Consider the following 23,277-nt stretch of genomic DNA (forward strand, 5'->3'; position numbering starts at 1 on the left):
CAGAGTGTGCTCCGGATAGACTAAAAGTGTTACCTATGTTCCCGGTCTGATCTGTCACCTATGTATCCGGTCATACACTTCGCTTACCGGGCCTGCGAATTTTGCCGCTTCGGTAAAAACAACCACAGCCCCGCCAGCATGATGATGGCGTACACGCTCTTCCAACCCACCATCGCCAGCAGCAGCAGGCACAGCACACACCCGACCGCCGCCAGCGCCTTAAAGCGTCCTTTCAGCAGCCGACAGCCCGCCAGCATGCACAGCAGGTAGATCATGATGAAGATACCGTTGGCGTAGACAATCAGCGCGTCAAGGTTGATGTCGAGCAGATAAATGCCCAGGGAACTCACCACGCAGCAGCCCAGTACGGTATTCAGCGCATTCGCCGGAAGCTGACGTTTAGACAGGCGTGCGAGTCGGCTATCCGGTTTATAAAGTGCCTGAGACCACACCAGCCGGGCGAAGCTCTGAATATAGATATTGAGGCTGGCAAAGCAGGCGAGATAGCCAATCACGCAGGCCACCCACAGGGCTTTAACGCCGAACAGCTGCACCACGATGCCCGGCAGCGACGCGGCAGCGGCTTTCTCTTCGCCGAAGGCGTTAAAGTGCAGCACCAGTACCGTACAGGCCCAATACACGGTGCCCGCCAGCAGCAGGCCAATCATCAGGGCGCGGGGGAAGTCACGCTCGGGCTGTTTAAACTCCGATGCCAGGTGAGCAAACGCCTCCAGACCGACGAAACACCAGAACATGAAGGATAATGCCGAGAAAAGTTGTGCATGGTCGACGTCGTTAATCGCGGGGAAAGGAATATCCGCCACGGTAATGTCACCCGCAAACCAGATGGCGACGATCAGCGCGACGATTAACGCTGCGACCAGCGTTTGCAGATTGGCGCTGGAACTGGCCCCGCGTGAGCCCACCCACCAGACAATCGCCAGCGTACCGAGTTCAGCCAGCAACAGCTGTTCGTCGTGCCAGCCAAACAGCGCCTGTCCGAAGCCGGTAGCGATATGCAGGGCTGCCGGAAGGCCGACCGGGATCACCGATAAAAACAGCCAGCCGGTGACGCGTTCCATCCGTGGGCCAAATGCCATGCCGACAAAATGCGCTACGCCGCCCGCGCTGGGGAAGTGCCGCCCGAGTATGGCAAACACAATCGCCACCGGGAACACCAGCACGATCAGTACCGGCCATGCCCAAAGGCTGTTATTGCCGGCAACCAGCGCCGCCAGTGCGGGAACCGCAAATACTCCCGTGCCTAACAAGGACGTTGAGAGTAAGCCGATACCCTGTGCCAGCCCCAACTCCTGCCTGAGTCCACTCATTTGCCTCGTCCCGCCACCATCAAAAGAGAGTGGATGGTAACACTTTCGCAAATTTTTTTTCGGTTACCCCTTGAAGGGGTAAAAAGCTATCCCCATCTCTCAGGGCACTAGCCGGAAAACCGCATGCGGACCGGCGTCATCCATAACTGATAATGACTTTCTCAAAGGAGAGCTATCAATGAGTATTCGTCCGTTACATGATCGTGTGATCGTCAAACGTAAAGAAGTTGAAACCAAGTCTGCTGGCGGCATCGTTCTGACCGGTTCAGCAGCAGCAAAATCAACGCGTGGCGAAATCATCGCTGTCGGTAAGGGCCGCATCCTGGAAAACGGAACTGTGCAGCCACTGGACGTTAAAGTTGGTGACATCGTCATTTTCAACGATGGCTACGGCGTGAAATCCGAGAAGATCGACAATGAAGAAGTGTTGATCATGTCCGAGAGCGACATTCTGGCAATTGTTGAAGCGTAATTAACGCACGAAACTGTACGAATTTGAGGAAATAAGAACATGGCAGCTAAAGACGTAAAATTCGGTAACGACGCTCGTGTAAAAATGCTCCGCGGCGTAAACGTACTGGCAGACGCAGTGAAAGTCACTCTGGGCCCGAAAGGCCGTAACGTAGTGCTGGACAAATCCTTCGGCGCGCCAACCATCACTAAAGATGGTGTTTCTGTTGCACGTGAAATCGAGCTGGAAGACAAGTTCGAAAACATGGGTGCACAGATGGTGAAAGAAGTTGCCTCTAAAGCGAACGACGCTGCCGGTGACGGTACCACCACCGCAACCGTACTGGCGCAGGCCATCATCACCGAAGGTCTGAAAGCCGTTGCTGCGGGCATGAACCCGATGGATCTGAAACGTGGTATCGACAAAGCTGTCGCCTCTGCTGTTGAAGAACTGAAAGCGCTGTCCGTACCGTGCTCTGACTCTAAAGCTATTGCTCAGGTTGGTACTATCTCCGCTAACTCCGACGAAACCGTAGGTAAACTGATCGCTGAAGCGATGGATAAAGTCGGTAAAGAAGGCGTGATCACCGTTGAAGACGGTACCGGTCTGGAAGACGAACTGGACGTGGTTGAAGGTATGCAGTTCGACCGTGGTTACCTGTCCCCATACTTCATCAACAAGCCAGAAACTGGCGCTGTTGAGCTGGAAAGCCCGTTCATCCTGCTGGCTGACAAGAAAATCTCCAACATCCGCGAAATGCTGCCAGTGCTGGAAGCTGTTGCGAAAGCAGGCAAGCCGCTGGTTATCATTGCTGAAGACGTTGAAGGCGAAGCGCTGGCGACCCTGGTGGTTAACACCATGCGCGGCATCGTGAAAGTGGCTGCGGTTAAAGCGCCTGGCTTCGGCGATCGTCGTAAGGCGATGCTCCAGGATATCGCTACCCTGACCGGTGGTACCGTGATCTCCGAAGAGATCGGTATGGAGCTGGAAAAAGCGACCCTGGAAGACCTGGGCCAGGCGAAACGCGTTGTGATCAACAAAGACACCACCACCATCATCGACGGTGTGGGTGAAGAAGCCGCTATTCAGGGCCGTGTTGGTCAGATCCGTAAGCAGATCGAAGAAGCCACTTCCGATTACGACCGTGAAAAACTCCAGGAGCGCGTAGCGAAACTGGCAGGCGGCGTTGCGGTAATCAAAGTTGGTGCTGCGACCGAAGTTGAAATGAAAGAGAAAAAAGCACGCGTTGACGACGCCCTGCACGCGACCCGTGCTGCGGTAGAAGAAGGCGTGGTTGCTGGTGGTGGTGTCGCGCTGGTGCGTGTAGCCGCTAAGCTGGCTGGCCTGACTGCTCAGAACGAAGACCAGAACGTGGGTATCAAAGTTGCGCTGCGCGCGATGGAAGCTCCGCTGCGTCAGATCGTGTCCAATGCCGGTGAAGAGCCGTCTGTGGTTGCGAACAACGTGAAAGCAGGTGAAGGTAACTACGGTTACAACGCGGCAACTGAAGAATACGGCAACATGATCGACTTCGGTATCCTGGATCCAACTAAAGTGACCCGTTCTGCTCTGCAATACGCGGCATCTGTAGCTGGCCTGATGATCACGACCGAGTGCATGGTGACCGACCTGCCTAAAGGCGATGCGCCTGACTTAGGTGCTGCTGGTGGTATGGGCGGCATGGGTGGAATGGGCGGCATGATGTAATCATGTTGTTCTGAACCTCTCAGAACGAACCCCGGGCAGCAATGCCCGGGGTTTTTTATTGCCATTACTCAAATGTTCCCTTCACGCATGCAACGCCTTCGCGCACCATCTGGCGGCCTTTCGCCCAGACCTCGCGGATCTTCAGGTCATTCGTCAGCACCAGCAAATCGGCATCGCATCCGGGCGCGAGCCGCCCCTTATGCTCCAGGCCGAGAAACTCCGCCACGTTACGCGTAAACGGCAGAAGCGCCTCCTCCAGCGGCAGGTGATATTGACTGACCAGCTTTTGTAATGTTTCCGGCAGAGACTCGAATCCCGCCACGCCCATGCCCACCAGGTTGCCGTTTGCGTCAAAAATCGGCTGGCTGCCGTTACCGTCCGAGCTGAGCGTAAGCCGGTTAAATGGCACCTGCGCTTCGCGGGCCGTGACGATGGCGGTGGCGGCATCAATGGGCTCACTGATGCTGGTGGTGATGTCGATATAGCCCCCGTCGCGGGCATAATCCAGCGCGGCGAGGAACAGTGGCCGGGCGCGGTTGACGTGGGTTGGCAGCAGCTTCGTGCGGGGCACGTCGGCGTTATTCAGGATGTTAAGCAGCGGCTCGAGTAGTTTCGGGCTGTTGCCGAGATGAAACACGGATATCCCCGCCCTGGCGCCCAGCAGCCCACCGACGCGCGACTGGGCGGCCATATTCGCGAGCCGATCATCCGTTGGTGCGGAAGAGCGATGGTCGGAAATCGCGCATTTCACGCCGATGATTTTATCAATCAGCGCCACATCCTTTTCGACACTGCCGGTAATCGTCGCAGAAGGCAGCCCGTACGCGCCTGTCAGCATCCACGCGCTGATCCCTTCATGCTCAAGCGCCCGCGTTTTTGCCAGCAGCGACTCGGGATGGCGGGTCACGCCGTCGGTGCCCAGCAGGCCAACAACGGAGGTGATGCCCGCCACCACCAGCGCGGACAACCGTACCTCCGGCGTCCGGGTGTGCGGGCCAGCTTCACCGCCGCCGCCGATCAGGTGTACGTGCTGATCGATAAACCCCGGGCAAACCACTGCTCCGGCGAGATCGCGTTTTGGACAGTCAAGCCGCATTGTTGCGCGATCCGTTTTTTCAATCGCGACGATTTTTCCCCCTGCGATCAGCAGATCGCAACGCCCTCGATCCTCCGGCGCGTAAAGATGCGCATTGCGGAAAAGATGCGGTTCCAGCACTGAAAAATCCATTTTTATCTCCTCAGAAGAGTAGCTGCATCACCCACATTGAGAGCAGGGCGTTAATAACGCAGACGGTAATGATGTGCGGATAATACTTCGGGTTAACGCCTGCGGTGCCCAGGCAACGGCCAGTGTTTTGCACCGGATTGCCCATCAGATAGATGGCGGGCAGCAGGATGGTGGCATCGTGCCCGTTGAGCGTGCCGGCAGCGACCAGACTGGCGCAAACCCCCACACCGCCGCCCATGCTCATCACCGAGGCCAGCAGGACGGTTGCCGCCGCACCCGGAAGCCCCCACAACGACATGATCGGTTCACAGACGCTGCCGACGATATCCAGCAGGCCGGTGACCTTGAGCGCCTGAATGATAACAAACGCCATAACCACGTTCGGCAGCAGGCTGGTGGTGGCGATGGTAAAGCCGCGACGGGCGCCATCGATAAACAGGTCCATGATATTTTTACGCGGCTGGGCGATCATTTTTCCTCCTGAACGCGGTGAACTTCCCTGTGCGCGATCCACAGACGCAAAAAGTTCGCGCCAACAAATTTAAACACCAGAATGACGGCAAGCGGCGCGATCACCGGAACGGTAATGAAGGCAAAAAGTGCGGCACCGGACGAAAAATAGTTGGTAATGATGGCGCTACCGCTGGTCTGGAAGGTGGCGAAAATGGCGCGTTCACGGTCGGTAATCGCCCCTTCGTCGGTCAACTCTTTGGTCATTCCGGCGGCGGCATCGGTGTTTTGCAGGTTGGCGATAAGCGCCAGAGAGCAGATACCCGGCACGCCGAGCAGCGGGCGTAAAATGGGCGTCATGAGCTGTTGTGCGGCGCGCAGCCCACCCAGCCCCTCGGTGACGGCAATGATCCCGAGCGACAGAATGACCGAGGGGGCCAGCTCAAGGGCAAACAAAAAACCGTCTTTCGCTCCCGTCCCGCCCTCGCCGCGAAACGTCAGCGCGCCGTTCACCGGTCCAAAACTGCCGTTTAAGACGGTAAAATCCAGCACGCGCCACCATTCGGTACTTTTGGCGAAAAAGCCTGAGAAAAATACAATGGTGAGCGCGAACGCCAGATAGCCCACCCAGGTCACTTTTTCCTCTCCTGAGGATGATGCACTCATGAAACCCCCTTTTTTGAGATGCGTACAAAAGTTGTACGTCGCATCACTAAAAACGATCGGGGGCTAAAACACGATATCCCAAAGGTTATTATCAGAATTCATTTAAGATGTCGGAGGAGTGCCAGCGGAATCTGGCTCGCAGAAATGCTCAGCATTTTTCTTTTGGTCATCTTTTTAGTATAAGGTTTACACGCGGACAACTACTGTCCAGCTTATTGAAAACGAGGAATAACATGCGCATTAAAGTCTGTGCAGGGATTGTAGGTGCAGCATTGCTGCTGGCGGGGTGTAGCACCAGCAATGAACTGACGGCAGCGGGCCAGAGCGTTCGCTTTGTGGAAGATAAGCCGGGCAGCGAATGCCAGCTGTTAGGCACCGCCACTGGCGAGCAGAGCAACTGGATGTCGGGGCAGCACGGCGAAGAGGGCGGCTCTATGCGCGGTGCGGCCAATGCCCTGCGTAATCAGGCGGCGGCTATGGGCGGCAACGTGATTTACGGGGTAAGCAGCCCGACGCAGGGTATGCTGTCCAGCTTTGTGCCAACCGCCAGCCAGATGAACGGCCAGGTCTATAAGTGCCCGAACTGATCTAAACTTTTGATGGCGCTGCCGCTTAATCTGTAGCCAGGTAAGCGTAGCGCCACCTGCCTTTTACTGCTGTCGCAGCTGCAAATCCAGCGGCGTCTTACTCGGCTCTCCGCCAATCTCGCGTGCCAGCTTCGGCACCATATAACCTGAAACCAGCGTTAACAGTTCGCGCATAATCTGGCGGGCCTCTTCATCCGTCACCATGAAGTGCGCCGCGCCCTGAACGCGATCAAGAACGTGCAGATAATAGGGCATGACGCCCGCATCAAATAAGGCATTGCTGAGATCGGCCAGCACCCGGGCGCTGTCGTTCACGCCGCGCAGTAATACGCTCTGGTTCAGCAGCGTCACGCCCGCTTTTCGCAGCCGCGCCATCGCCGCGCGAAAGTCCGCGTCAATTTCATTCGCGTGGTTGATATGGTTCACCAGCAGCACCTGCAAACGGGACTGCTCCAGGCGCGTGACCAGGGCGTAGGTGATACGCGCCGGGATGACGATCGGTAAACGGCTGTGAATGCGCAGACGCTTAATGTGCGGAATGGTCTCAAGCTGAGTCAGCAGCCAGTCCAGCTCATGATCTTTTGCCATCAGCGGGTCGCCGCCGGAGAAGATGATTTCATCCAGTTCCGGGTGCGCCGCGATATAGTCCAGCGCCACCTGCCAGTTGCGCTTATTACCCTGATTCTCAGCGTACGGGAAGTGACGGCGGAAGCAGTAGCGGCAATTTACCGCACAGCCGCCCTTAACCAGCAGCAGCGCACGGTTGCGGTATTTATGCAGCAAACCCGGTACCACACTGTTCTGCTCTTCCAGCGGATCGGTGCTGTAACCCGGCGCAGTGATAAACTCATCCTGAGAGGTCAGCGTTTGTTTTAGCAATGGATCGTCAGGGTTGCCTTTTTCCATTCGGGCGACAAACGCGCGGGGAACGCGCAGGGCGAAAAGTCGCTTTGCCTCACGGCCAGCAAGCAACTCCGGGTGCTGATCGAGGTCTAAAAGACGCAGCAATTCATCAGGACTGGTGATTACATCGGCAAGTTGCGATAACCAATCTTCTCTGGACGGGGTGTTTAGGGTTACAATATGCGCCATTTTGTGGCTTAGCTACCAGTTAACAAATTTAGAGGGCCTTATGGCAACGTACTATAGCAACGATTTTCGTGCTGGTCTTAAAATCATGATGGACGGCGAACCGTACGCGGTTGAAGCCAGCGAATTCGTTAAACCAGGTAAAGGCCAGGCATTTGCGCGCGTTAAGCTGCGTCGCCTGCTGACCGGTACCCGTGTTGAGAAAACCTTCAAATCTACTGACTCCGCTGAAGGCGCTGATGTTGTCGATATGAACCTGACTTACCTGTACAACGACGGTGAGTTCTGGCACTTCATGAACAACGAAACCTTCGAGCAGTTGTCTGCTGACGCGAAAGCCATTGGCGATAACGCTAAGTGGCTGCTGGATCAGGCTGAGTGCATCGTGACCCTGTGGAACGGTCAGCCTATCGCCGTTACCCCGCCGAACTTCGTTGAGCTGGAAATTGTTGAAACCGATCCAGGTCTGAAAGGTGATACCGCAGGTACCGGCGGCAAGCCAGCTACCCTGTCTACCGGCGCAGTGGTGAAAGTACCGCTGTTCGTACAGATCGGTGAAGTGATCAAAGTGGATACCCGCTCCGGCGAATACGTATCCCGCGTGAAGTAATTTACGTCATGATGTAAGGCGCAGCGCCCGCTGCGCCTGATTTTGCAGGCAGGGAAGATGAAACGTACCGTTAAAATTCTGCTTCTGTTCGCGCTCTCCAGCGCAATGCTCTCCGGTTGCAACACCGCGCGTGGCGTGGGTGAAGATATCCAGGATCTCGGCCATATCATTTCCCATGCGGCCAGCTAATTCCGTCTAATTTTCCTAAAAATTCTTCCTTTTCCGTCAAACGACAAGATCTTGTCTATTCTTAAGTTGCTATACACAAAATAACTTTGGCTATAAAAGGAAGATATTATGGTTAAGAAAACAATTGCAGCGATCTTTTCTGTTCTGGTGCTTTCTTCGGTACTGACTGCATGTAACACCACCCGTGGCGTAGGGGAAGATATCTCCGACGGTGGTAACGCTATTTCTGGCGCAGCAACTAAAGCTCAGAACTAATGACAACGACGGTACGGCAGTGAATTCACCGTACCGTCAATTCTCCACTTCCTGTAGCGTTAAAAACGGGGAGTAGCGCGTATCCATATGAAGCTTCATGCGGATATTGCGTTTGTATGTGTACACCGTTTTGCCGTTAATGCGCAGATGACTGGCAATCTTCTGGTTGCTTGCGCCCTCCATCCATAATGTCAGAACTCTCTCTTCCTGACGCGTCAGTAACGGTGCTGCCATTTCCGGAAGCTCCGGGGTTGCGCATGACGTTAGCGCGTCGTTAATCACCGCTGCCAGTCCTTCCAGATCGGTATTTTTAGAGAGTGAAGACCATATCGGGTATTGCGCCAGATAATCCGTCATCGCCTGTTCCTGCCCAGATTGCAGCAAAATAAAAGGCAGCGTTTCGCTGGCAATCAGCAGGGAGGACAGTTGCTGAAAATGGTGTAAATCCTGCCGGAAGCCAGATAAATCAGCGATGACCAGTGCAGGTTTCCATTGCAGAATATGCTCTCTGGCGAGGAAAAGGTTATTCACCCCGGTTACGACGAAATGACCTGACAGCAGGTCTGAATGATTGGCCCATGCTTCAAATCCCGCGCGGGTGAAGTGACAGCGGTCAATCAAAAGAATTTTGTACATACAATATTCGCAGTCGGCTAGTGGTTTGGCTTCCTGCCATCAGAAAGCATAACATCATAGAGAAGTCGGATGAGTTATAAATGCCTGAACTGCGCGCCTTACTGAGGCTATTTCTTGCCTTAACGCGTTCAGCAAAAAAAGTTTGAAAAAAAATACCGCGCTAACCAAAATATAAGGTGCAACTTCTGCCTTGCGGGACGACCCGTAAGCGCGTCACTCATCGGGGACGGCCCCAACTTGTCTAAAAGTTAAGGAGCCTGAAATGTCCTGGATCGTTCTTGTTATCGCCGGTTTGCTCGAAGTGGTATGGGCAATTGGTCTGAAATACACCCACGGTTTTACCCGCCTGACGCCCAGCGTCATTACCATCGCCGCGATGATTGTCAGTATCGTTATGCTGTCATGGTCAATGCGGACCTTGCCAGTGGGAACGGCTTACGCTGTCTGGACGGGAATTGGCGCGGTAGGGGCTGCTATTACCGGCATTCTGCTGCTGGGGGAATCTGCGAGCCTGGCGCGCATCGCCAGCCTCGCATTAATCGTCGCGGGCATCATTGGGTTAAAACTGAGTACGCACTAATGCGGCTGTTTTACCCAGATTAATTTCGTCACGTCAAACCCTTGCCGGGTCGCAACGTCCAGCATCTGCTGCTTCATTTCCGCCGTGATTGTTGGCGTGCGGGAAAGTATCCAAAGATAGTTGCGATCCGGCCCACACACCAGCGCGTGGCGGTACTCTCTGTCCAGCGCAATAACGTTATATCCGCCATAGAATGGGCCGAAGAAAGAGATTTTCATTGCCGCGCGGTTAGGCGCGCCGGTGAAATAGGCCTGACCCACCGTCTGCTGCCACATCTGCCGGTTCGGATTATAGCCGCGGTTGACGACCTGGATCCCGCCGTCATCCATCGCGCTGTAGGTGGCCGTAACTTTTTCTAAGCCCCTTTCGAATTTATGATCCATGCGGGCGATTTCATACCATGTGCCGAGGAAGCGCTGTGCGTCAAAATTACTGACTACCGTGACGCCAGGCGGAGGAGTTGGGGAACTGCAAGCAACCACTAAAAACGCGGCTGTTACTGCGGCAATAACAGGCAGAATGCGCATAGGAGTTTCCTTACCGTTTTTTTGTTAAGTGTAGATGACAGCAGGAAAAATGCGGAAGATTGTGCAGCGGGTTTTGCCGGGTGAGGCGAAGCCGCCACCCGGCAATGTTTTACTGTAGCGCGTCGAGGATATGGTATGCCGCCTCCACGCGTGCCGGGTTCGGATAGCTTTTATTCGCGAGCATTACGATGCCGATCTGCTTTTCAGGAATAAAGGCCACGTAGCTGCCGAACCCGCCCGTCGACCCGGTTTTGTGCACCCAGGAGGCTTTTACAGGCGGAGCCGGAGGATCTATTTCGACCGCAGGCAAGGCGGCCAGCGCCACCTTACTGTCGCTGCCATCAACCACCGTTTTTGCCTCCACGGGCCAGTTGAGCATCTCCCAGCCAAGGCCCTGGTACATTGAACCGATACGCCAGTAGCGCGACTGCGCCAGCGCGATGCCCTGCTTAAGTGAGGCATCTGCAACGTTCTCTGGCGCCATGTTTGCCATGACCCAGTTCGCCATATCCTGCACGTTGGTTTTCACGCCATAGGCTTGTGCATCCAGCATACCCGGCGAAACGTGTACCGCTTTGCCGTTACGATAGCCCCAGGCGTAATGCGCCTCTTCCGCTTTCGGCACGTTAATCCAGGTGTGATGCAGCGCCAGCGGTTTGAACACTCGCTCGGTCATCGCCTGCTCGTAGCGCATGCCGGAAGGCTTAACCGCCAGCGCACCAAACAGGCCGATGCTGGCGTTGGCATAAAGGCGCGTTGTGCCTGGCTTCCACTGTGGCTGCCAGTGTTGATAGAAGCGCAGCAGGGAGGCGTCATCCGTCACCTCATCGGGCACCTGTAGCGGCAGACCGCCAGCGGTGTAGGTCGCGAGATCCAGCATGCGAATCCCTTGCCACTGCTTGCCCGTTAGCTCAGGCCAGTATTTGGTCACCGGATCGTCCAGCGAAATTTCACCGCGAGCAAGGGCATCCCCACCTAAAACGCCGGTGAAGGTTTTACTTATAGAGCCCAGCTCGAACAGGGTCTGAGGGGTAACCGGTTTGTTGGCTGCGATATCGGCCTTGCCAAACGTGTAATAGTGCGGTTTACCCTGATAAATAACGGCCACCGCCATACCGGGAATAGACTGGGCTTTCATCAGCGGCGTAACCGTCTTCGCGACCACCTCCGCCAGCTTTTGTTCGGACACTGGCGCGGCGAGGGCAGAGAAAGAGATGCCGAGCAGCACGGCGCAGCAAAGGGTTTTTTTCATCATCAGTAATCTTCCGTAATAGCGAGTCAAGGGGATGTCCGGGCCCGTCAGACAGGCGTAGTCTGTTGGATTTGACTGCACCTGACAAACGGTTAAATTTAGCATTAGCTGTTAATTTTTCTAACGGAAGAGACCATGACGCGAAGCTATCTCCCTCTCAATTCGCTTCGAGCCTTTGAAGCCGCCGCAAGACATCTCAGCTTTACGCATGCGGCCATTGAGCTGAACGTGACCCATTCCGCCATTAGCCAGCATGTGAAGACGCTGGAGCAGCACCTGAACTGTCAGCTGTTCGTTCGCGTTTCGCGCGGGCTGATGTTGACTACTGAGGGCGAAAATTTACTGCCGGTGCTGAATGATTCGTTCGATCGTATAGCCGGCATGCTGGATCGCTTCGCTAACCATCGTGCGCAGGAGAAGCTAAAAATCGGCGTGGTGGGCACGTTCGCGACCGGGGTGTTATTCTCACTGCTGGACGATTTTCGCCGTGGCTATCCGCATATCGATCTTCAGCTTTCTACCCATAATAACCGCGTCGATCCGGCCGCCGAAGGGCTTGACTACACGATCCGCTACGGCGGCGGGGCGTGGCACGGCACCGAGGCTGAATTTCTTTGTCATGCGCCGCTCGCGCCGCTGTGTACGCCGGATATTGCCGCTCGTCTGCACAGTCCGGCCGATATCCTCAGGTTTACGCTGCTGCGCTCCTACCGGCGCGACGAGTGGTCCGCGTGGATGCAGGCGGCCGGCGAGCATCCCCCTTCGCCAACGCACCGTGTGATGGTGTTTGATTCGTCCGTGACCATGCTGGAGGCCGCTCAGGCGGGAGTGGGCATTGCCATCGCGCCTGTCGATATGTTTACCCATCTGTTAGCCAGCGAGCGCATTGTGCAGCCCTTTGCAACGCAAATTGAGCTCGGCAGTTACTGGCTGACCCGATTGCAGTCCCGGGCTGAAACGCCCGCAATGCGGGAATTTTCCGTGTGGCTGGCAGGAAAGATGAAAAAGTAAAAAGCCCGCCGGACGGCGGGCCAGTTCAGTCAGATGGTGACCACGGCAATCAGCGTGACCACCGTCAGAATGGTCGCCAGACCGTAGAAGACCCATTTACCGCTTGGCACATGGATTTTCAGATCGTGCATCGCATGGTGGATACGGTGCAGGCCGCACCACAGCGGCAGGACGATCATCAGGAAGATGAATACGCGGCCAATAAAGCTGCTCGCAAAGGCCAGCACGCGCTCGTAGCTCAGCGCATCGCCCGGGAACAGCCCCAGCGGCAGCATGATCCCGACCAGCAGGATGATGACCGGGGCAACAATGGCGCTCCACATGCCGCCTGCGCCAAACAGCCCCCAGAAGACCGGCTCGTCTGAACGTTTTGGATTTGGATTGATCACGATAGTCTCCTTACCAGAACAGCGCGACAAACAGAATGACCACAGAGACAACTGCGGTCACTGCCCAGAGTCCTTTGATAACCGGCTCTGGCCCCATTTTCTCGCCTTTAACAATGATGTTTGCCGCTTTTGGCGCCAGTTCAAACCAGGTTTTGGTATGCAGCAGCGCGGCTGCGAGCACAATCAGATTCAGAACCACGATGATTGGGTTTTGCAGGAAGCCCACAAAACTGGCCCAGGCTTCCGGGCCGTGCTTGAGAGCATAAAGCCCGTACATCAGTTCGAGGCTGAACCAGACCGCGGGAACTGCCGTGCCTTCACGCAGCATATAGAAGCGATAAAACGGCAGTTTTTTCCACCAGGTGGACGGCATTGGCCGCACGTAGGCTTTGCGTTTAGTCGTCATCATGCACTCCTTAGCGTGGTTTCAGGGTAGCGATAAGAAAGTCTTTCGAGCTTTCCACTTTTCCCTGCTGAATGGCGGCGGCCGGGTCGACATGCTTCGGACAGACTTCAGAGCAGTAACCCACAAACGTGCAGGTCCAGACCCCGTTCTGGCCGTTAAGCTGCGCCATACGTTCTTTTTTGCCGTGGTCGCGGCTGTCCTCGTTATAGCGGTGCGCCAGGGTAATGGCGGCCGGGCCGATAAACTCAGGGTTCAGGCCAAACTGCGGACAGGCGGCGTAGCACAGGCCGCAGTTGATGCAGCCGGAAAACTGATGGTATTTCGCCATCAGCGCGGGCGTCTGGGTGTTTGGCCCCTGATCCGGCGTACGCGAGTTGCCTATGATGTACGGCTTTATCGCTTCGAGGCTTTCGATAAAGTGGGTCATGTCGACCACCAGATCGCGCTCAATCGGGAAGTTGCCCAGCGCTTCAACCCTGATGCCTTTGGTGTAATCGCGCAGGAAGGTTTTACACGCCAGCTTCGGCACTTTATTGACCATCATGCCGCAGGAGCCGCAGATTGCCATGCGGCAGGACCAGCGGTAGCTCAGGTCTGGCGCCAGGTTGTCTTTGATATAGCCGAGCGCATCCAGCAGGGAGGTTTGCTCGTCGTAAGGGACTTCGTAGAAAGCGCTGTGCGGCGCGGCGTCCACTTCCGGATTGTAGCGCACCACTTCAACTTTCAGTTTTTGCATCTCAGCCATTCGCCTTCTCCTTCTTATCGGCGGCTTCTGCTTCTGCACCGTAAACGCGTTTCGCTGGTGGCAGCGTGGTGATTTTCACGTCGCTGTAGTCCAGGCGGGTGGTGCCATCCGCATCGCGCCAGGCGAGAGTGTGTTTAAGGAAATTGACGTCGTCACGTTCGGTGCAGCCCTCATCCAGACGCTGGTGCGCGCCGCGCGACTCTTTACGCGCCAGGGCAGAGTGTGCCATACATTCCGCGACGTTCAGGCCGTGGCCCAGTTCAATGGTATAGAGCAGGTCGGTATTAAAGACGCTGGAGGTATCGGTGATGCGCACGCGCCTGAAGCGCTCCTGCAACTCCGCCAGCTTGTCGACGGTTTTCTGCATCAGCTCTGGCGTACGGTAGATCCCGCAGCCTTCTTCCATCGACAGGCCCATTTCGTCGCGGATCTTCGACCAGTTTTCGTTACCTTCCTGATTCACCAGGTCTTTCAGCCGTTTTTCGACGTCTGCAACCTGCGCATCCAGCGCCGCGCTGTTGGCGTCGCCTGCGGTTGCGGCACGCTCCATCGCGCGTTCGCCCGCCATGCGGCCAAAGACCACCAGCTCAGCCAGCGAGTTTGAGCCCAGACGGTTTGCGCCATGTAGACCCACGGAGGAACACTCGCCCACCGCAAACAGCCCTTTGATGCGGGTTTCGCACTGCTGATCGGTTTCGATTCCGCCCATCGTATAGTGCGCGGTTGGACGCACCGGGATCGGCTCTTTCACCGGGTCGACGCCCACATAGGCTTTCGCCAGCTCACAGATAAACGGCAGACGCTCCAGCAGTTTTTTCTCGCCGAGGTGGCGCAGGTCGAGATGCACCACGTCGCCGCGCGGCGTTGAGATGGTGTTGCCTTTGCGCCACTCGTGCCAGAAAGCCTGAGAAACTTTGTCGCGTGGGCCAAGTTCCATGTATTTGTTTTTCGGCTCGCCGAGCGGGGTTTCCGGGCCCATACCGTAATCCTGTAGATAACGGTAACCGTTTTTGTTGACCAGAATACCGCCTTCACCGCGGCAGCCTTCCGTCATCAGAATACCGGAGCCGGGCAGGCCGGTTGGGTGATACTGGACGAACTCCATATCGCGCAGCGGCACGCCGTGGCTGAGCGCCATGCCCATACCGTCACCGGTGACGATGCCGCCGTTGGTGTTATAGCGGTACACGCGGCCCGCACCGCCGGTCGCCATGACCACTGCATTCGCGCGGATCTGGACAAGCGTGCCTTCCATCATGTTCATCGCCACCAGCCCGCGCGCATGACCGTCGTCGACCAGAATGTCGAGAACGAAATGTTCGTCAAAGCGCTGGATTTGTGGGAACTGGAGGGAGGTCTGAAACAGGGTGTGCAGCATGTGGAAGCCGGTCTTATCGGCGGCAAACCAGGTGCGTTCGATCTTCATGCCACCGAAGCGGCGAACGTTGACGCTCCCGTCCGGACGGCGGCTCCACGGGCATCCCCATTGTTCCAGCTGGGTCATTTCCGTTGGGCAATGGTGAACGAAATAATCAACGACATCCTGTTCGCAAAGCCAGTCGCCCCCTGCAACCGTGTCGTGGAAATGGTATTCGAAGCTGTCATGATCCTGCGCGACGGCGGCGGATCCTCCTTCTGCGGCTACCGTGTGGCTGCGCATCGGATAGACTTTTGAAATCAATGCGATTTTAGCGTTCGGATTGGCTTGTGCCGCAGCAATTGCAGCGCGTAATCCAGCCCCGCCAGCGCCTATTACGGCAAGATCGGCTTGAAAAGTTTGCACGACATTCCTCCAGATTTTTGTTTTCCCGCAACGCGATGGACTAAAGGACGTTCACCTGCCCGAACGGGCGATTGCGGAAGCGATTCCACTGCTCCTTTATGGGTATAACAGTATAACCGCGTAGATGTGAGGGAAATTTGACGCGTTCGATTTTTTTGCTGTTCTGTGCGGTGATTTATCATCGTGATTGATGAATGGCGTCACAGTATTTTTCTGTGTAATGAAAAAGGACTTTTACTGTGCAAAATTTGTCTCTGCCCCGGCTTACGAGTAGACTTCGTGCCCTTGTCTGAAAACGGAGAAAAACTCATGAGCGAAACGGCCACCTGGCAGCCGAGCGCATCCATTCCAAACCTGTTGAAGCGCGCAGCAATTATGGCGGAGATCCGCCGCTTCTTTGCAGATCGCGGCGTCCTGGAGGTGGAAACGCCGTGCATGAGTCAGGCGACGGTCACGGATATTCATCTGGTCCCGTTTGAAACCCGTTTTGTTGGCCCTGGCCACTCTCAGGGCATGAATCTGTATCTGATGACCAGCCCGGAATACCATATGAAGCGTCTGCTGGCGGCCGGATGTGGCCCGGTTTATCAGCTGTGCCGTAGCTTCCGTAATGAAGAGATGGGCCGGCACCATAATCCGGAATTCACCATGCTGGAGTGGTACCGCCCGCACTACGACATGTATCGCCTGATGAACGAAGTCGACGATCTGCTGCAACAGGTGCTGGATTGCGCGGAAGCTGAAACGCTCTCCTATCAGCAGGCCTTCCAGCGCCATCTGGAAATCGATCCGCTGTCGGCTGATAAAACCCAGTTGCGTGAGGTGGCGGCAAAACTGGATCTGAGCAACGTGGCGGATACCGAAGAGGACCGCGACACGCTGCTGCAACTGCTGTTCACCTTTGGCGTTGAACCGCAAATTGGTAAAGATCGCCCGACGTTTGTCTACCACTTCCCGGCCAGCCAGGCCTCGCTGGCGCAGATCAGCACCGAAGATCACCGCGTGGCGGAGCGTTTTGAGGTGTATTTCAAAGGCATTGAGCTGGCGAACGGTTTCCACGAGCTGACCGACGCGCGCGAACAGCAGCAGCGTTTCGAGCAGGATAACCGCAAGCGCAACGCGCGCGGTCTGCCGCAGCAGCCGATTGACACCAACCTGCTGGAAGCGCTTAAGGCCGGTTTGCCGGACTGCTCCGGCGTGGCGCTGGGCGTGGATCGTCTGGTGATGCTGGCGCTGGGCGCGGAACAGCTGGGCGACGTGATCGCCTTTACGGTCGATCGCGCTTAAAGAGTTGCCGGGTGGCGCTGTCGCTTACCCGGTCATTTAACTTGCCATATTAAAAACTGCTATTTTCTCTCTGCACGGGTCTTTTTCTTAATTTGACTCGTATAGCCACAATATTTGTCTGGTCATCTGCTACCATCCGCGCAGTTTAATTCCGTTTCGGATGGTTATATGTCCCACTCACTCAAAAAAATGACCCTTACCGGGCTCATCCTGATGATTTTTACGTCAGTCTTTGGCTTTGCCAATAGCCCGTCCGCTTTTTATCTGATGGGCTACAGCGCGACGCCGTTTTATATCGTTTCCGCTCTGTTCTTCTTTATCCCGTTTGCGCTGATGATGGCGGAGATGGGCTCGGCTTACCGGAAAGAAGAGGGCGGCATCTATTCGTGGATGAACAACAGCGTCGGTCCACGCTATGCATTTATCGGTACATTCATGTGGTTTTCATCCTACGTCGTCTGGATGGTCAGCACGGCAGCCAAGGTCTGGGTGCCGTTCTCGACGTTTCTCTTCGGTGCGGACAAAACGCAGGTCTGGTCCCTGGCGGGGCTGAGCTCCACGCAGGTGGTGGGTATTCTGGCGGTGTGCTGGATGGTGGTGGTCACGCTGGTGGCCTCCAAAGGCATCAACAAAATAGCCCGTATCACCGCGGTTGGCGGGATTTCCGTGATGTGTCTGAATCTGGTGCTGCTGCTGGCCAGTATCGCCATTCTGTGCCTGAACGGCGGGCATTTCGCCCAGGAAGTCAACTTTGTTTCATCGCCTAATCCGGGGTATCAGTCCGGGCTGGCCATGCTCTCGTTCGTGGTGTTTGCCATCTTTGCTTACGGCGGTATTGAAGCCGTAGGCGGGCTGGTCGACAAAACCGAAAACCCGGAAAAGAACTTCGCCAAAGGCATTATTTTTGCCGCCATCGTCATTTCCATTGGCTACTCGCTGGCGATTTTCCTCTGGGGCGTCAGCACCAACTGGCAGCAGGTGTTGAGCAATAACACCACCAACCTCGGGAACATCACCTACGTGCTGATGAAAAGCCTGGGGATGACGCTCGGTAACGCCATGCACCTGACGCCGGAAACATCGGCTACCCTGGGGATCTGGTTTGCGCGCATTACCGGCCTGTCGATGTTCCTCGCCTATACCGGCGCGTTCTTCACGCTGATCTACTCGCCGCTGAAAGCGATTATTCAGGGCACGCCAAAGGCGCTGTGGCCCGCACGGATGACCCAGCTTAATGCTGCCGGTATGCCTGCTAACGCCATGTGGATGCAGTGCCTCCTGGTGTGCGTATTCATTCTGCTGGTGTCCTTTGGCGGCGATACCGCGTCGGCCTTCTATAACAAGCTGACCCTGATGGCGAACGTGTCAATGACGCTTCCGTACCTTTTCCTGGCCTTGGCGTTTCCGTTCTTTAAGGCGAAGCAGGATCTGGAGCGTCCGTTTGTGATCTTCAAAACCCGCGCGGCGACGCTGGTGGCGACCACCGTTGTGGTGCTGGTCGTCGCGTTCGCCAACATTTTTACCGTCATTCAGCCCGTGGTTGAGGCAAATGACTGGAACAGCACGCTGTGGATGGTTGGCGGACCGATTTTCTTCTCAATGCTGGCAATGGGAATTTATGAAAACTACCGCCGTCGCATGACGATCTGCGTGGCGGAAGTGGCATAGCGGATGAAAAACCCCTCCCGACAGGGAGGGGAAAAGAGATTACAAGCTTCCCGCCGGGCGCGAACGCGCCGCTGACGTCAAGGTTCTTCCCGTCTTACGTCCGTCCAGCGTTTCCAGACGCATCTGGAACGGTGGGAACGGCATATCGATCCCGTGCTCGCGGAAGCCAGCCAGAATCAGCTGGTGGATCTCATGGCGAAGCGGCATACGGTGGCCCATCTCGGCGGCGTAAATACGCAGCTCGAAAATCTGGATCCCCTGCTGCAAATCCACTAAGAAGACTTCCGGCGGTGGGTTATCGATTACCAGCGAACAGCGTTCCGCAGCCGTATACAGGATTTGCGTCACCTCTTCGCTGTTGGCATCCGACGGGGCCGGTACGGTCAGCACCACACGCGTGACGGAGTCAGACAGCGACCAGTTGATAAACTGCTCGGTGATAAACGCTTTGTTCGGGACGATGATCTCTTTACGGTCCCAGTCGCTGATGGTGGTAGCGCGGGTGTTGATTCGGGTGACGCTGCCGGTCAGATCGCGGATGGTCACCGTATCGCCAATTCGAATCGGTTTTTCAAACAGAATGATCAGACCAGACACGAAGTTGGCGAAGATCTCCTGTAAACCAAAGCCCAGGCCTACGGTAAGGGCAGCAACCAGCCATTGCAGTTTTGACCATTCGATACCAATCATCGAGAAGCCCACCAGCCCACCAAACAGCATGATTAAATACTTGGTGATAGTGGTGATCGCATAGCCCGTGCCGGGGGTTAAATCCAGATGCTGCAACAGCGCCAGCTCCAGCAGAGCAGGGAAGTTACGTATCAGCTGCGTGGTGATGATCAGCACCAGAATCGCAATCAGCACGGCCCCTAAGGTGATGGGCTCCAGGCTTTCGACTCCCTGTACCGTGGACGTCACGTCCCACAACGAGATATTCTCCAGGAAGCCAAACGCGGAGTGAATTTCCGACCACAGGAAAATCACCGACAGCAGGGCAACCAGCATCAGAATTGAGCGCACCAGCCGCAAGGACTGGGTACTGATAGCATCCAGATCCAGTTCAACGTCGTCTGCTTCCGCTGCTCCTTCCGTGCTGTTGACGTGATTCGGTTCTTCTTCGCCGCGCGCACGCTGGGCCAGAATTTCTGCGCGACGATGTTTGGCGCGGTCAAACGCCAGACGACGACGCTGGATCAGCATGCCGCGGCGAATAACGTGGTAAACCACCAGCAGCAGGAACCAGATAGCCACCGACGTTTCCAGTCGCGCCAGCAGCGCCTGCGACGTAGCGAGGTAGCCGACAGCTGCCGCCAGCATTGCCGCCAGCGGCGCGCTGAGCAGCAGGTTCCACAGCAGACGGTTAAACATGTTATCGCCACTGCCGCTCTTATCGAGATAGAGCGGGATCCCGGCGCGCTTCAGGCTGAGCGTTACCACCGCCAGTGCCCCGCAGATCAGCATAAAGCACAGACGTCCCAGCGAGCCGGAGAACTCCCGGTCATTGAGATTATCGAACATGATCAACGCCATAATCAGCGGCACAATCAGCCCGATACTCATCAGGTAATAACGCATCGCCCGCGCAACGCGATTACGCGGCCAGCCAAAGTGAGCGATGAACAGACCGTTTGGCCGCGCGAACGTGGCGCAAATCATCACTACCCACAGCAGCGGGACGGTGGCGGTTACGCCGTCTCCAATCGCGACGGCAAGCGGATAAGGCCAGGCTTCACGCAGGCCGTATCCGAGCGTCATCCACAGCACCGGCAGCGGGGACGCGACCAGAATTGACCAGAACACCGTGCGCAGCGTCAGCCAGAAGTGATCCTGGGTCACTTTTCCCACACGGGCGCTGGAGCGCTCGAGGAAACGGGTGAAGTGGCGACGGGAATAAATACTGAAGCCGACCAGAATCAGCGCTCCCAGCAGCGGGAAGATGGTCTCCTTACTGGTTATCATCATCACGCTGGCAAGGCCCAGCTGGCTGAAGGTATCCAGCGAAATAAGGCGTCGCAGATCCTGCACAATTTCAATCGGCCAGGCGAAGGTCATCGGCCGCACGTCGGACGTCCAGAAGAGATAACGGTGCGTGGCCTCGTTGACCTCCTTCAGCGCATCCTCCAGCTGGCTGTTCGACACTTTCAGCTTGGTCAGCTCAAGGATCAGCGTATCGCCACCCTGTAACAGGGAGTTCAGCAGCTCGCGCTGGGTGCGCAGCTGCGCTTCCAGAATACGACTCTGCTCGCCGGTAAGCGGCTGTCCGTCAGCCTGACGGATCTGGCGGATTTGCGGCTGCTTGTTGAGGAGGTCTTCATAGTGAAGACGCTGAACGCGCAGCTGCGCCATCTCTGTATCAAGCTGCTGCGGTTTTGGCATCTCCGGCAGACGCGCGACCTGCGCGCGTAACGCTTCGCCCAACAGGTTAGACGAGCCAAGCCACTGGGACTGTTCACGCAGCGTGTTGAGCGCCTGACGCACCTGAAGGGTTTGATTGGTGGCCTGACGCTGCTGCGACGCGACCAAATCCATACGCTGCGCCTGCTGATTCAGCGCCGCAGAAAGTTCGCGGTTAACTTTAAACTGGGCGACAATGCCTTCAGGCAGGTTATCGCTGTTTTCGGCCAATAACTCGGTGCTTTCCAGGGCACGTTCAGCTTCACGCTGACGCTGGCTGTTGAGCTGATTTCTCAGCGCCTGGAGATACGCATCAAGCTGTTCGCTCTGCTTCTGCGCCAGCTCGGAACGCATCCGCGACAGCTCCTGGCGGTTGTTGGCAGAAAGCTGTGCCAGCTCCAGTTCATCGACCAGCGCTTTCAGTCTGGCGGATTCAGCCTGTAGCCCAAGATTTTGCGCCTGATTCTGCGGTGTGTTGCCCGCCTGCGTCCCGATGCGGCGTTCCACCTCATTTAACTGACGGCGGGCGTCGGTTTGCTGCTGTGGAAGCTGGCTGAGGGAGTCGGCAATTTCACGCGCCCGCTCCTGCTCCTGCTGAGCCAGGCGGCTCTTTTCCAGAAGCTGGCTGCTGACTTGCAGGATCTCCTGATTCAGCGCCTCGGACGTCATCCCTGCGGGTACCTGGCGCGGTTCATCGCGCAGGTTGTTTAACTGCGAGCGCAGGGTCTGAGAGAGTTTGGGGAAGTTGTCGATAACCTGCTGATACTGCTGTGCGCGCTCAAGGGAGCCTTTCCGCTCCTCAAGCGCGTTCAGTGCAGACTGGAGTGACTCAACGGCCTCCGGCTGAGCGGGTTTCGCCGCTTTTGCCTGTTCCAGCTCCTGGGTTATCTGTTTGGCGTCGGGGGCCGTCGCTGCGTACGCCCCCATGCTGAGGCACCAGGCCATCAGTAATACGATAATCGGGCGCACGTCAGCGATCCTTCTGTTGTTAGCCTTCGTCTTTTTTGTCGTCAACCAGCGGGCTGGCGTCGTGCTCGGCCTTAATCTCTTCTTCCGGCAACGGGGCTGGCGCAACGTCTGGCGTTGCAAAGATTTCAGTCGATACGGCCAGAGGCTGGCCAAGTTTGGTCACGGACAGGCTTTTCAGCTCCTCGACCAGGTTAACTTTGCCCGGTGCGAACAGGTTGATTACCGTTGAGCCCAGCTTGAAGCGGCCCATCTCCTGACCTTTCAGCAGGGCCACAGAACCTTCTTCTTCGCCGGCAGGCCAGGTCCAGCGCTTGATCACGCCTTCGCGCGGCGGCGTAATGGTGCCCGCCCAGACGGTTTCGATGCTGCCTACGATGGTCGCACCCACCAGAATCTGCGCCATTGGGCCAAATTCAGTATCAAACAGGCAGATGACGCGCTCATTGCGGGCAAACAGATTCGGGACGTTTTGCGCCGTCAGGTGGTTTACGGAGAACAGATCGCCCGGCACGTAGATCATCTCGCGCAGGATACCGTTACACGGCATATGAACGCGGTGATAGTCGCGCGGGGAGAGATAGGTGGTGGCGAACGTACCGTTGCGGAACAGATCCGCCATCAGGTAGTTACCGGCCAGCAGCGCTTCCAGGCTGTAGTTATGGCCTTTCGCCTGCAAAATTTTGTCGTCTTCAATTTTACCCAGCTGGCTGATCACGCCGTCAGCAGGCATCACCAGCACGTTCGGGTCGGTATTCAGCGGACGCACTTCGTCGCGCAGGGGACGCACAAAAAATTCGTTGAAGGTGCGGTAGCTTGCCGTATCCGGCTTCTGCGCTTCTTTCATGTCGACCTTGTAGTATTTCACGAACAGGTCGATGACCAGTTTGGTCAGCCAGCCCGCTCGTTTGCTCGCGCCCCAGCCCGCCAGGCGAGTGAGCCACAGTTTAGGCAGAATGTATTGAAGCGAAAGTTTAAATGAGTTTAACAAGGTAGCCTCCAGGCCATTGTTTTGTCGTTCCTGATCCGGCAGCGCGCTGCCGGAACCTGAAAAAAGGGGACGATTTTAG

Annotated in this window: 24 protein-coding genes; 10 read left to right on the forward strand and 14 right to left on the reverse strand. The window is 56.3% G+C overall.

Going from position 1 to position 23,277, the window contains the following annotated elements; genetic code table 11:
- Positions 1-83: 83 nt before the first annotated feature.
- A complete protein-coding gene (gene yjeH, locus INF58_RS14380) occupies positions 84-1,331 on the reverse strand; it encodes an L-methionine/branched-chain amino acid transporter (RefSeq protein ID WP_193527937.1) in 1,248 nt (415 codons plus the stop codon).
- A gap of 178 nt (positions 1,332-1,509) precedes the next feature.
- On the opposite strand from yjeH, the gene INF58_RS14385 reads away from it, so the two are divergent.
- Both INF58_RS14385 and groL read left to right on the forward strand, forming a co-directional pair.
- Positions 1,510-1,803 carry a co-chaperone GroES gene (locus INF58_RS14385; RefSeq protein ID WP_003855929.1) on the forward strand — a complete coding sequence of 98 codons (294 nt, stop codon included), beginning with the start codon at positions 1,510-1,512 and terminating at the stop codon, positions 1,801-1,803.
- 39 nt (positions 1,804-1,842) lie between these two features.
- On the forward strand, positions 1,843-3,489 hold the full coding sequence (groL, locus tag INF58_RS14390) for a chaperonin GroEL (protein ID WP_015572446.1): 1,647 nt from the start codon (positions 1,843-1,845) through the stop codon (positions 3,487-3,489).
- Positions 3,490-3,553: 64 nt separating this feature from the next.
- Here groL and iadA read toward each other — a convergent pair whose 3' ends face one another.
- From iadA to INF58_RS14405, 3 genes are read right to left on the reverse strand one after another with little or no spacing between them, the layout of a single operon-like run.
- A complete protein-coding gene (gene iadA / locus INF58_RS14395) occupies positions 3,554-4,717 on the reverse strand; it encodes a beta-aspartyl-peptidase (protein WP_193527938.1) in 1,164 nt (387 codons plus the stop codon).
- A gap of 10 nt (positions 4,718-4,727) precedes the next feature.
- The gene (locus tag INF58_RS14400; protein ID WP_107534496.1) at positions 4,728-5,189 is read right to left on the reverse strand and encodes a YjiG family protein; all 462 of its coding nucleotides are present in this window, start codon (positions 5,187-5,189) and stop codon (positions 4,728-4,730) included.
- Positions 5,186-5,833 carry a nucleoside recognition domain-containing protein gene (locus tag INF58_RS14405; RefSeq protein WP_193527939.1) on the reverse strand — a complete coding sequence of 216 codons (648 nt, stop codon included), beginning with the start codon at positions 5,831-5,833 and terminating at the stop codon, positions 5,186-5,188. Before INF58_RS14405 ends, INF58_RS14400 begins: the two co-directional genes overlap by 4 nt.
- A gap of 233 nt (positions 5,834-6,066) precedes the next feature.
- Between INF58_RS14405 and INF58_RS14410 the strand changes: the two genes are divergently transcribed.
- Positions 6,067-6,420, forward strand: a complete 354-nt coding sequence (locus INF58_RS14410) for a DUF4156 domain-containing protein (RefSeq protein WP_003855938.1) — start codon at positions 6,067-6,069, stop codon at positions 6,418-6,420.
- Positions 6,421-6,483: 63 nt separating this feature from the next.
- Here INF58_RS14410 and epmB read toward each other — a convergent pair whose 3' ends face one another.
- Positions 6,484-7,512 (reverse strand): EF-P beta-lysylation protein EpmB, encoded by a 1,029-nt coding sequence (epmB, locus tag INF58_RS14415; RefSeq protein WP_193527940.1) that lies wholly within the window; start codon positions 7,510-7,512, stop codon positions 6,484-6,486.
- Between the two features lie 40 nt (positions 7,513-7,552).
- On the opposite strand from epmB, the gene efp reads away from it, so the two are divergent.
- From efp to ecnB, 3 genes are all read left to right on the forward strand, one after another.
- On the forward strand, positions 7,553-8,119 hold the full coding sequence (efp, locus tag INF58_RS14420; RefSeq protein ID WP_003855940.1) for an elongation factor P: 567 nt from the start codon (positions 7,553-7,555) through the stop codon (positions 8,117-8,119).
- A 57-nt stretch (positions 8,120-8,176) separates the two neighbouring features.
- Complete coding sequence (locus INF58_RS14425; protein WP_063450953.1) at positions 8,177-8,308, forward strand: entericidin A/B family lipoprotein; 132 nt, start codon at positions 8,177-8,179, stop codon at positions 8,306-8,308.
- Positions 8,309-8,416: 108 nt separating this feature from the next.
- Positions 8,417-8,563, forward strand: coding sequence for a lipoprotein toxin entericidin B (gene ecnB, locus INF58_RS14430; RefSeq protein WP_003855942.1), 147 nt, complete (start codon positions 8,417-8,419; stop codon positions 8,561-8,563).
- Positions 8,564-8,599: 36 nt separating this feature from the next.
- Here the strand turns inward: ecnB and INF58_RS14435 are convergent, their stop codons facing one another.
- Positions 8,600-9,199: a LuxR C-terminal-related transcriptional regulator gene (locus INF58_RS14435; RefSeq protein ID WP_193527941.1), complete on the reverse strand. Its 600-nt coding sequence runs from the start codon at positions 9,197-9,199 to the stop codon at positions 8,600-8,602.
- Between the two features lie 262 nt (positions 9,200-9,461).
- On the opposite strand from INF58_RS14435, the gene sugE reads away from it, so the two are divergent.
- Positions 9,462-9,779, forward strand: coding sequence for a quaternary ammonium compound efflux SMR transporter SugE (sugE, locus tag INF58_RS14440; protein ID WP_063450951.1), 318 nt, complete (start codon positions 9,462-9,464; stop codon positions 9,777-9,779).
- Here the strand turns inward: sugE and INF58_RS14445 are convergent.
- Positions 9,776-10,306 (reverse strand): lipocalin family protein, encoded by a 531-nt coding sequence (locus INF58_RS14445; protein ID WP_193527942.1) that lies wholly within the window; start codon positions 10,304-10,306, stop codon positions 9,776-9,778. The two genes, sugE and INF58_RS14445, sit on opposite strands and share 4 nt — an antisense overlap.
- Before the next feature lie 109 nt (positions 10,307-10,415).
- Positions 10,416-11,561: an ACT family cephalosporin-hydrolyzing class C beta-lactamase gene (gene blaACT, locus INF58_RS14450; protein WP_193527943.1), complete on the reverse strand. Its 1,146-nt coding sequence runs from the start codon at positions 11,559-11,561 to the stop codon at positions 10,416-10,418.
- A gap of 132 nt (positions 11,562-11,693) precedes the next feature.
- Here blaACT and ampR point away from each other — a divergent pair, with 132 nt between their 5' ends.
- Positions 11,694-12,569 carry a LysR family transcriptional regulator AmpR gene (gene ampR / locus INF58_RS14455; RefSeq protein WP_193036995.1) on the forward strand — a complete coding sequence of 292 codons (876 nt, stop codon included), beginning with the start codon at positions 11,694-11,696 and terminating at the stop codon, positions 12,567-12,569.
- A 29-nt stretch (positions 12,570-12,598) separates the two neighbouring features.
- On the opposite strand, the gene frdD is transcribed toward ampR, so the two are convergent.
- Genes frdD through frdA form a run of 4 tightly spaced genes read right to left on the reverse strand, consistent with a single transcriptional unit; the run spans position 12,599 to position 15,892 of the window.
- Positions 12,599-12,958, reverse strand: a complete 360-nt coding sequence (gene frdD, locus INF58_RS14460; protein ID WP_193527944.1) for a fumarate reductase subunit FrdD — start codon at positions 12,956-12,958, stop codon at positions 12,599-12,601.
- 10 nt (positions 12,959-12,968) lie between these two features.
- Positions 12,969-13,364, reverse strand: coding sequence for a fumarate reductase subunit FrdC (gene frdC / locus INF58_RS14465; protein ID WP_193033329.1), 396 nt, complete (start codon positions 13,362-13,364; stop codon positions 12,969-12,971).
- Positions 13,365-13,374: 10 nt separating this feature from the next.
- Positions 13,375-14,109 (reverse strand): succinate dehydrogenase/fumarate reductase iron-sulfur subunit, encoded by a 735-nt coding sequence (locus tag INF58_RS14470; RefSeq protein ID WP_193527945.1) that lies wholly within the window; start codon positions 14,107-14,109, stop codon positions 13,375-13,377.
- Positions 14,102-15,892, reverse strand: coding sequence for a fumarate reductase (quinol) flavoprotein subunit (frdA, locus tag INF58_RS14475; protein WP_193036991.1), 1,791 nt, complete (start codon positions 15,890-15,892; stop codon positions 14,102-14,104). Before frdA ends, INF58_RS14470 begins: the two co-directional genes overlap by 8 nt.
- A gap of 309 nt (positions 15,893-16,201) precedes the next feature.
- Here frdA and epmA point away from each other — a divergent pair, with 309 nt between their 5' ends.
- Both epmA and yjeM read left to right on the forward strand, forming a co-directional pair.
- A complete protein-coding gene (epmA, locus tag INF58_RS14480) occupies positions 16,202-17,179 on the forward strand; it encodes an elongation factor P--(R)-beta-lysine ligase (protein ID WP_063450943.1) in 978 nt (325 codons plus the stop codon).
- A 168-nt stretch (positions 17,180-17,347) separates the two neighbouring features.
- Positions 17,348-18,847 (forward strand): glutamate/gamma-aminobutyrate family transporter YjeM, encoded by a 1,500-nt coding sequence (yjeM, locus tag INF58_RS14485; protein ID WP_193527946.1) that lies wholly within the window; start codon positions 17,348-17,350, stop codon positions 18,845-18,847.
- A 39-nt stretch (positions 18,848-18,886) separates the two neighbouring features.
- On the opposite strand, the gene mscM is transcribed toward yjeM, so the two are convergent.
- Both mscM and asd read right to left on the reverse strand, forming a co-directional pair.
- Entirely contained in the window at positions 18,887-22,210 is a 3,324-nt protein-coding gene (mscM, locus tag INF58_RS14490; protein ID WP_193527947.1) for a miniconductance mechanosensitive channel MscM, read from the reverse strand.
- Positions 22,211-22,229: 19 nt separating this feature from the next.
- Entirely contained in the window at positions 22,230-23,198 is a 969-nt protein-coding gene (gene asd, locus INF58_RS14495; protein ID WP_063450940.1) for an archaetidylserine decarboxylase, read from the reverse strand.
- Between the last annotated feature and the right edge of the window lie 79 nt (positions 23,199-23,277).

The sequence above is a fragment of the Enterobacter cloacae complex sp. P24RS genome, assembly GCF_014982165.1.
GTDB classification, from domain to species: domain Bacteria; phylum Pseudomonadota; class Gammaproteobacteria; order Enterobacterales; family Enterobacteriaceae; genus Enterobacter; species Enterobacter quasihormaechei.

Excerpts from the sequence above, each read along its gene's own strand:
- yjeH (WP_193527937.1), bottom strand. The coding sequence starts at position 1,331 with ATGAGTGGACTCAGGCAGGAGTTGGGGCTGGCACAGGGTATCGGCTTA.
- INF58_RS14385 (WP_003855929.1), top strand. The coding sequence starts at position 1,510 with ATGAGTATTCGTCCGTTACATGATCGTGTGATCGTCAAACGTAAAGAA.
- groL (WP_015572446.1), top strand. The coding sequence starts at position 1,843 with ATGGCAGCTAAAGACGTAAAATTCGGTAACGACGCTCGTGTAAAAATG.
- iadA (WP_193527938.1), bottom strand. The coding sequence starts at position 4,717 with ATGGATTTTTCAGTGCTGGAACCGCATCTTTTCCGCAATGCGCATCTT.
- INF58_RS14400 (WP_107534496.1), bottom strand. The coding sequence starts at position 5,189 with ATGATCGCCCAGCCGCGTAAAAATATCATGGACCTGTTTATCGATGGC.
- INF58_RS14405 (WP_193527939.1), bottom strand. The coding sequence starts at position 5,833 with ATGAGTGCATCATCCTCAGGAGAGGAAAAAGTGACCTGGGTGGGCTAT.
- INF58_RS14410 (WP_003855938.1), top strand. The coding sequence starts at position 6,067 with ATGCGCATTAAAGTCTGTGCAGGGATTGTAGGTGCAGCATTGCTGCTG.
- epmB (WP_193527940.1), bottom strand. The coding sequence starts at position 7,512 with ATGGCGCATATTGTAACCCTAAACACCCCGTCCAGAGAAGATTGGTTA.
- efp (WP_003855940.1), top strand. The coding sequence starts at position 7,553 with ATGGCAACGTACTATAGCAACGATTTTCGTGCTGGTCTTAAAATCATG.
- INF58_RS14425 (WP_063450953.1), top strand. The coding sequence starts at position 8,177 with ATGAAACGTACCGTTAAAATTCTGCTTCTGTTCGCGCTCTCCAGCGCA.
- ecnB (WP_003855942.1), top strand. The coding sequence starts at position 8,417 with ATGGTTAAGAAAACAATTGCAGCGATCTTTTCTGTTCTGGTGCTTTCT.
- INF58_RS14435 (WP_193527941.1), bottom strand. The coding sequence starts at position 9,199 with ATGTACAAAATTCTTTTGATTGACCGCTGTCACTTCACCCGCGCGGGA.
- sugE (WP_063450951.1), top strand. The coding sequence starts at position 9,462 with ATGTCCTGGATCGTTCTTGTTATCGCCGGTTTGCTCGAAGTGGTATGG.
- INF58_RS14445 (WP_193527942.1), bottom strand. The coding sequence starts at position 10,306 with ATGCGCATTCTGCCTGTTATTGCCGCAGTAACAGCCGCGTTTTTAGTG.
- blaACT (WP_193527943.1), bottom strand. The coding sequence starts at position 11,561 with ATGATGAAAAAAACCCTTTGCTGCGCCGTGCTGCTCGGCATCTCTTTC.
- ampR (WP_193036995.1), top strand. The coding sequence starts at position 11,694 with ATGACGCGAAGCTATCTCCCTCTCAATTCGCTTCGAGCCTTTGAAGCC.
- frdC (WP_193033329.1), bottom strand. The coding sequence starts at position 13,364 with ATGACGACTAAACGCAAAGCCTACGTGCGGCCAATGCCGTCCACCTGG.
- INF58_RS14470 (WP_193527945.1), bottom strand. The coding sequence starts at position 14,109 with ATGGCTGAGATGCAAAAACTGAAAGTTGAAGTGGTGCGCTACAATCCG.
- epmA (WP_063450943.1), top strand. The coding sequence starts at position 16,202 with ATGAGCGAAACGGCCACCTGGCAGCCGAGCGCATCCATTCCAAACCTG.
- yjeM (WP_193527946.1), top strand. The coding sequence starts at position 17,348 with ATGTCCCACTCACTCAAAAAAATGACCCTTACCGGGCTCATCCTGATG.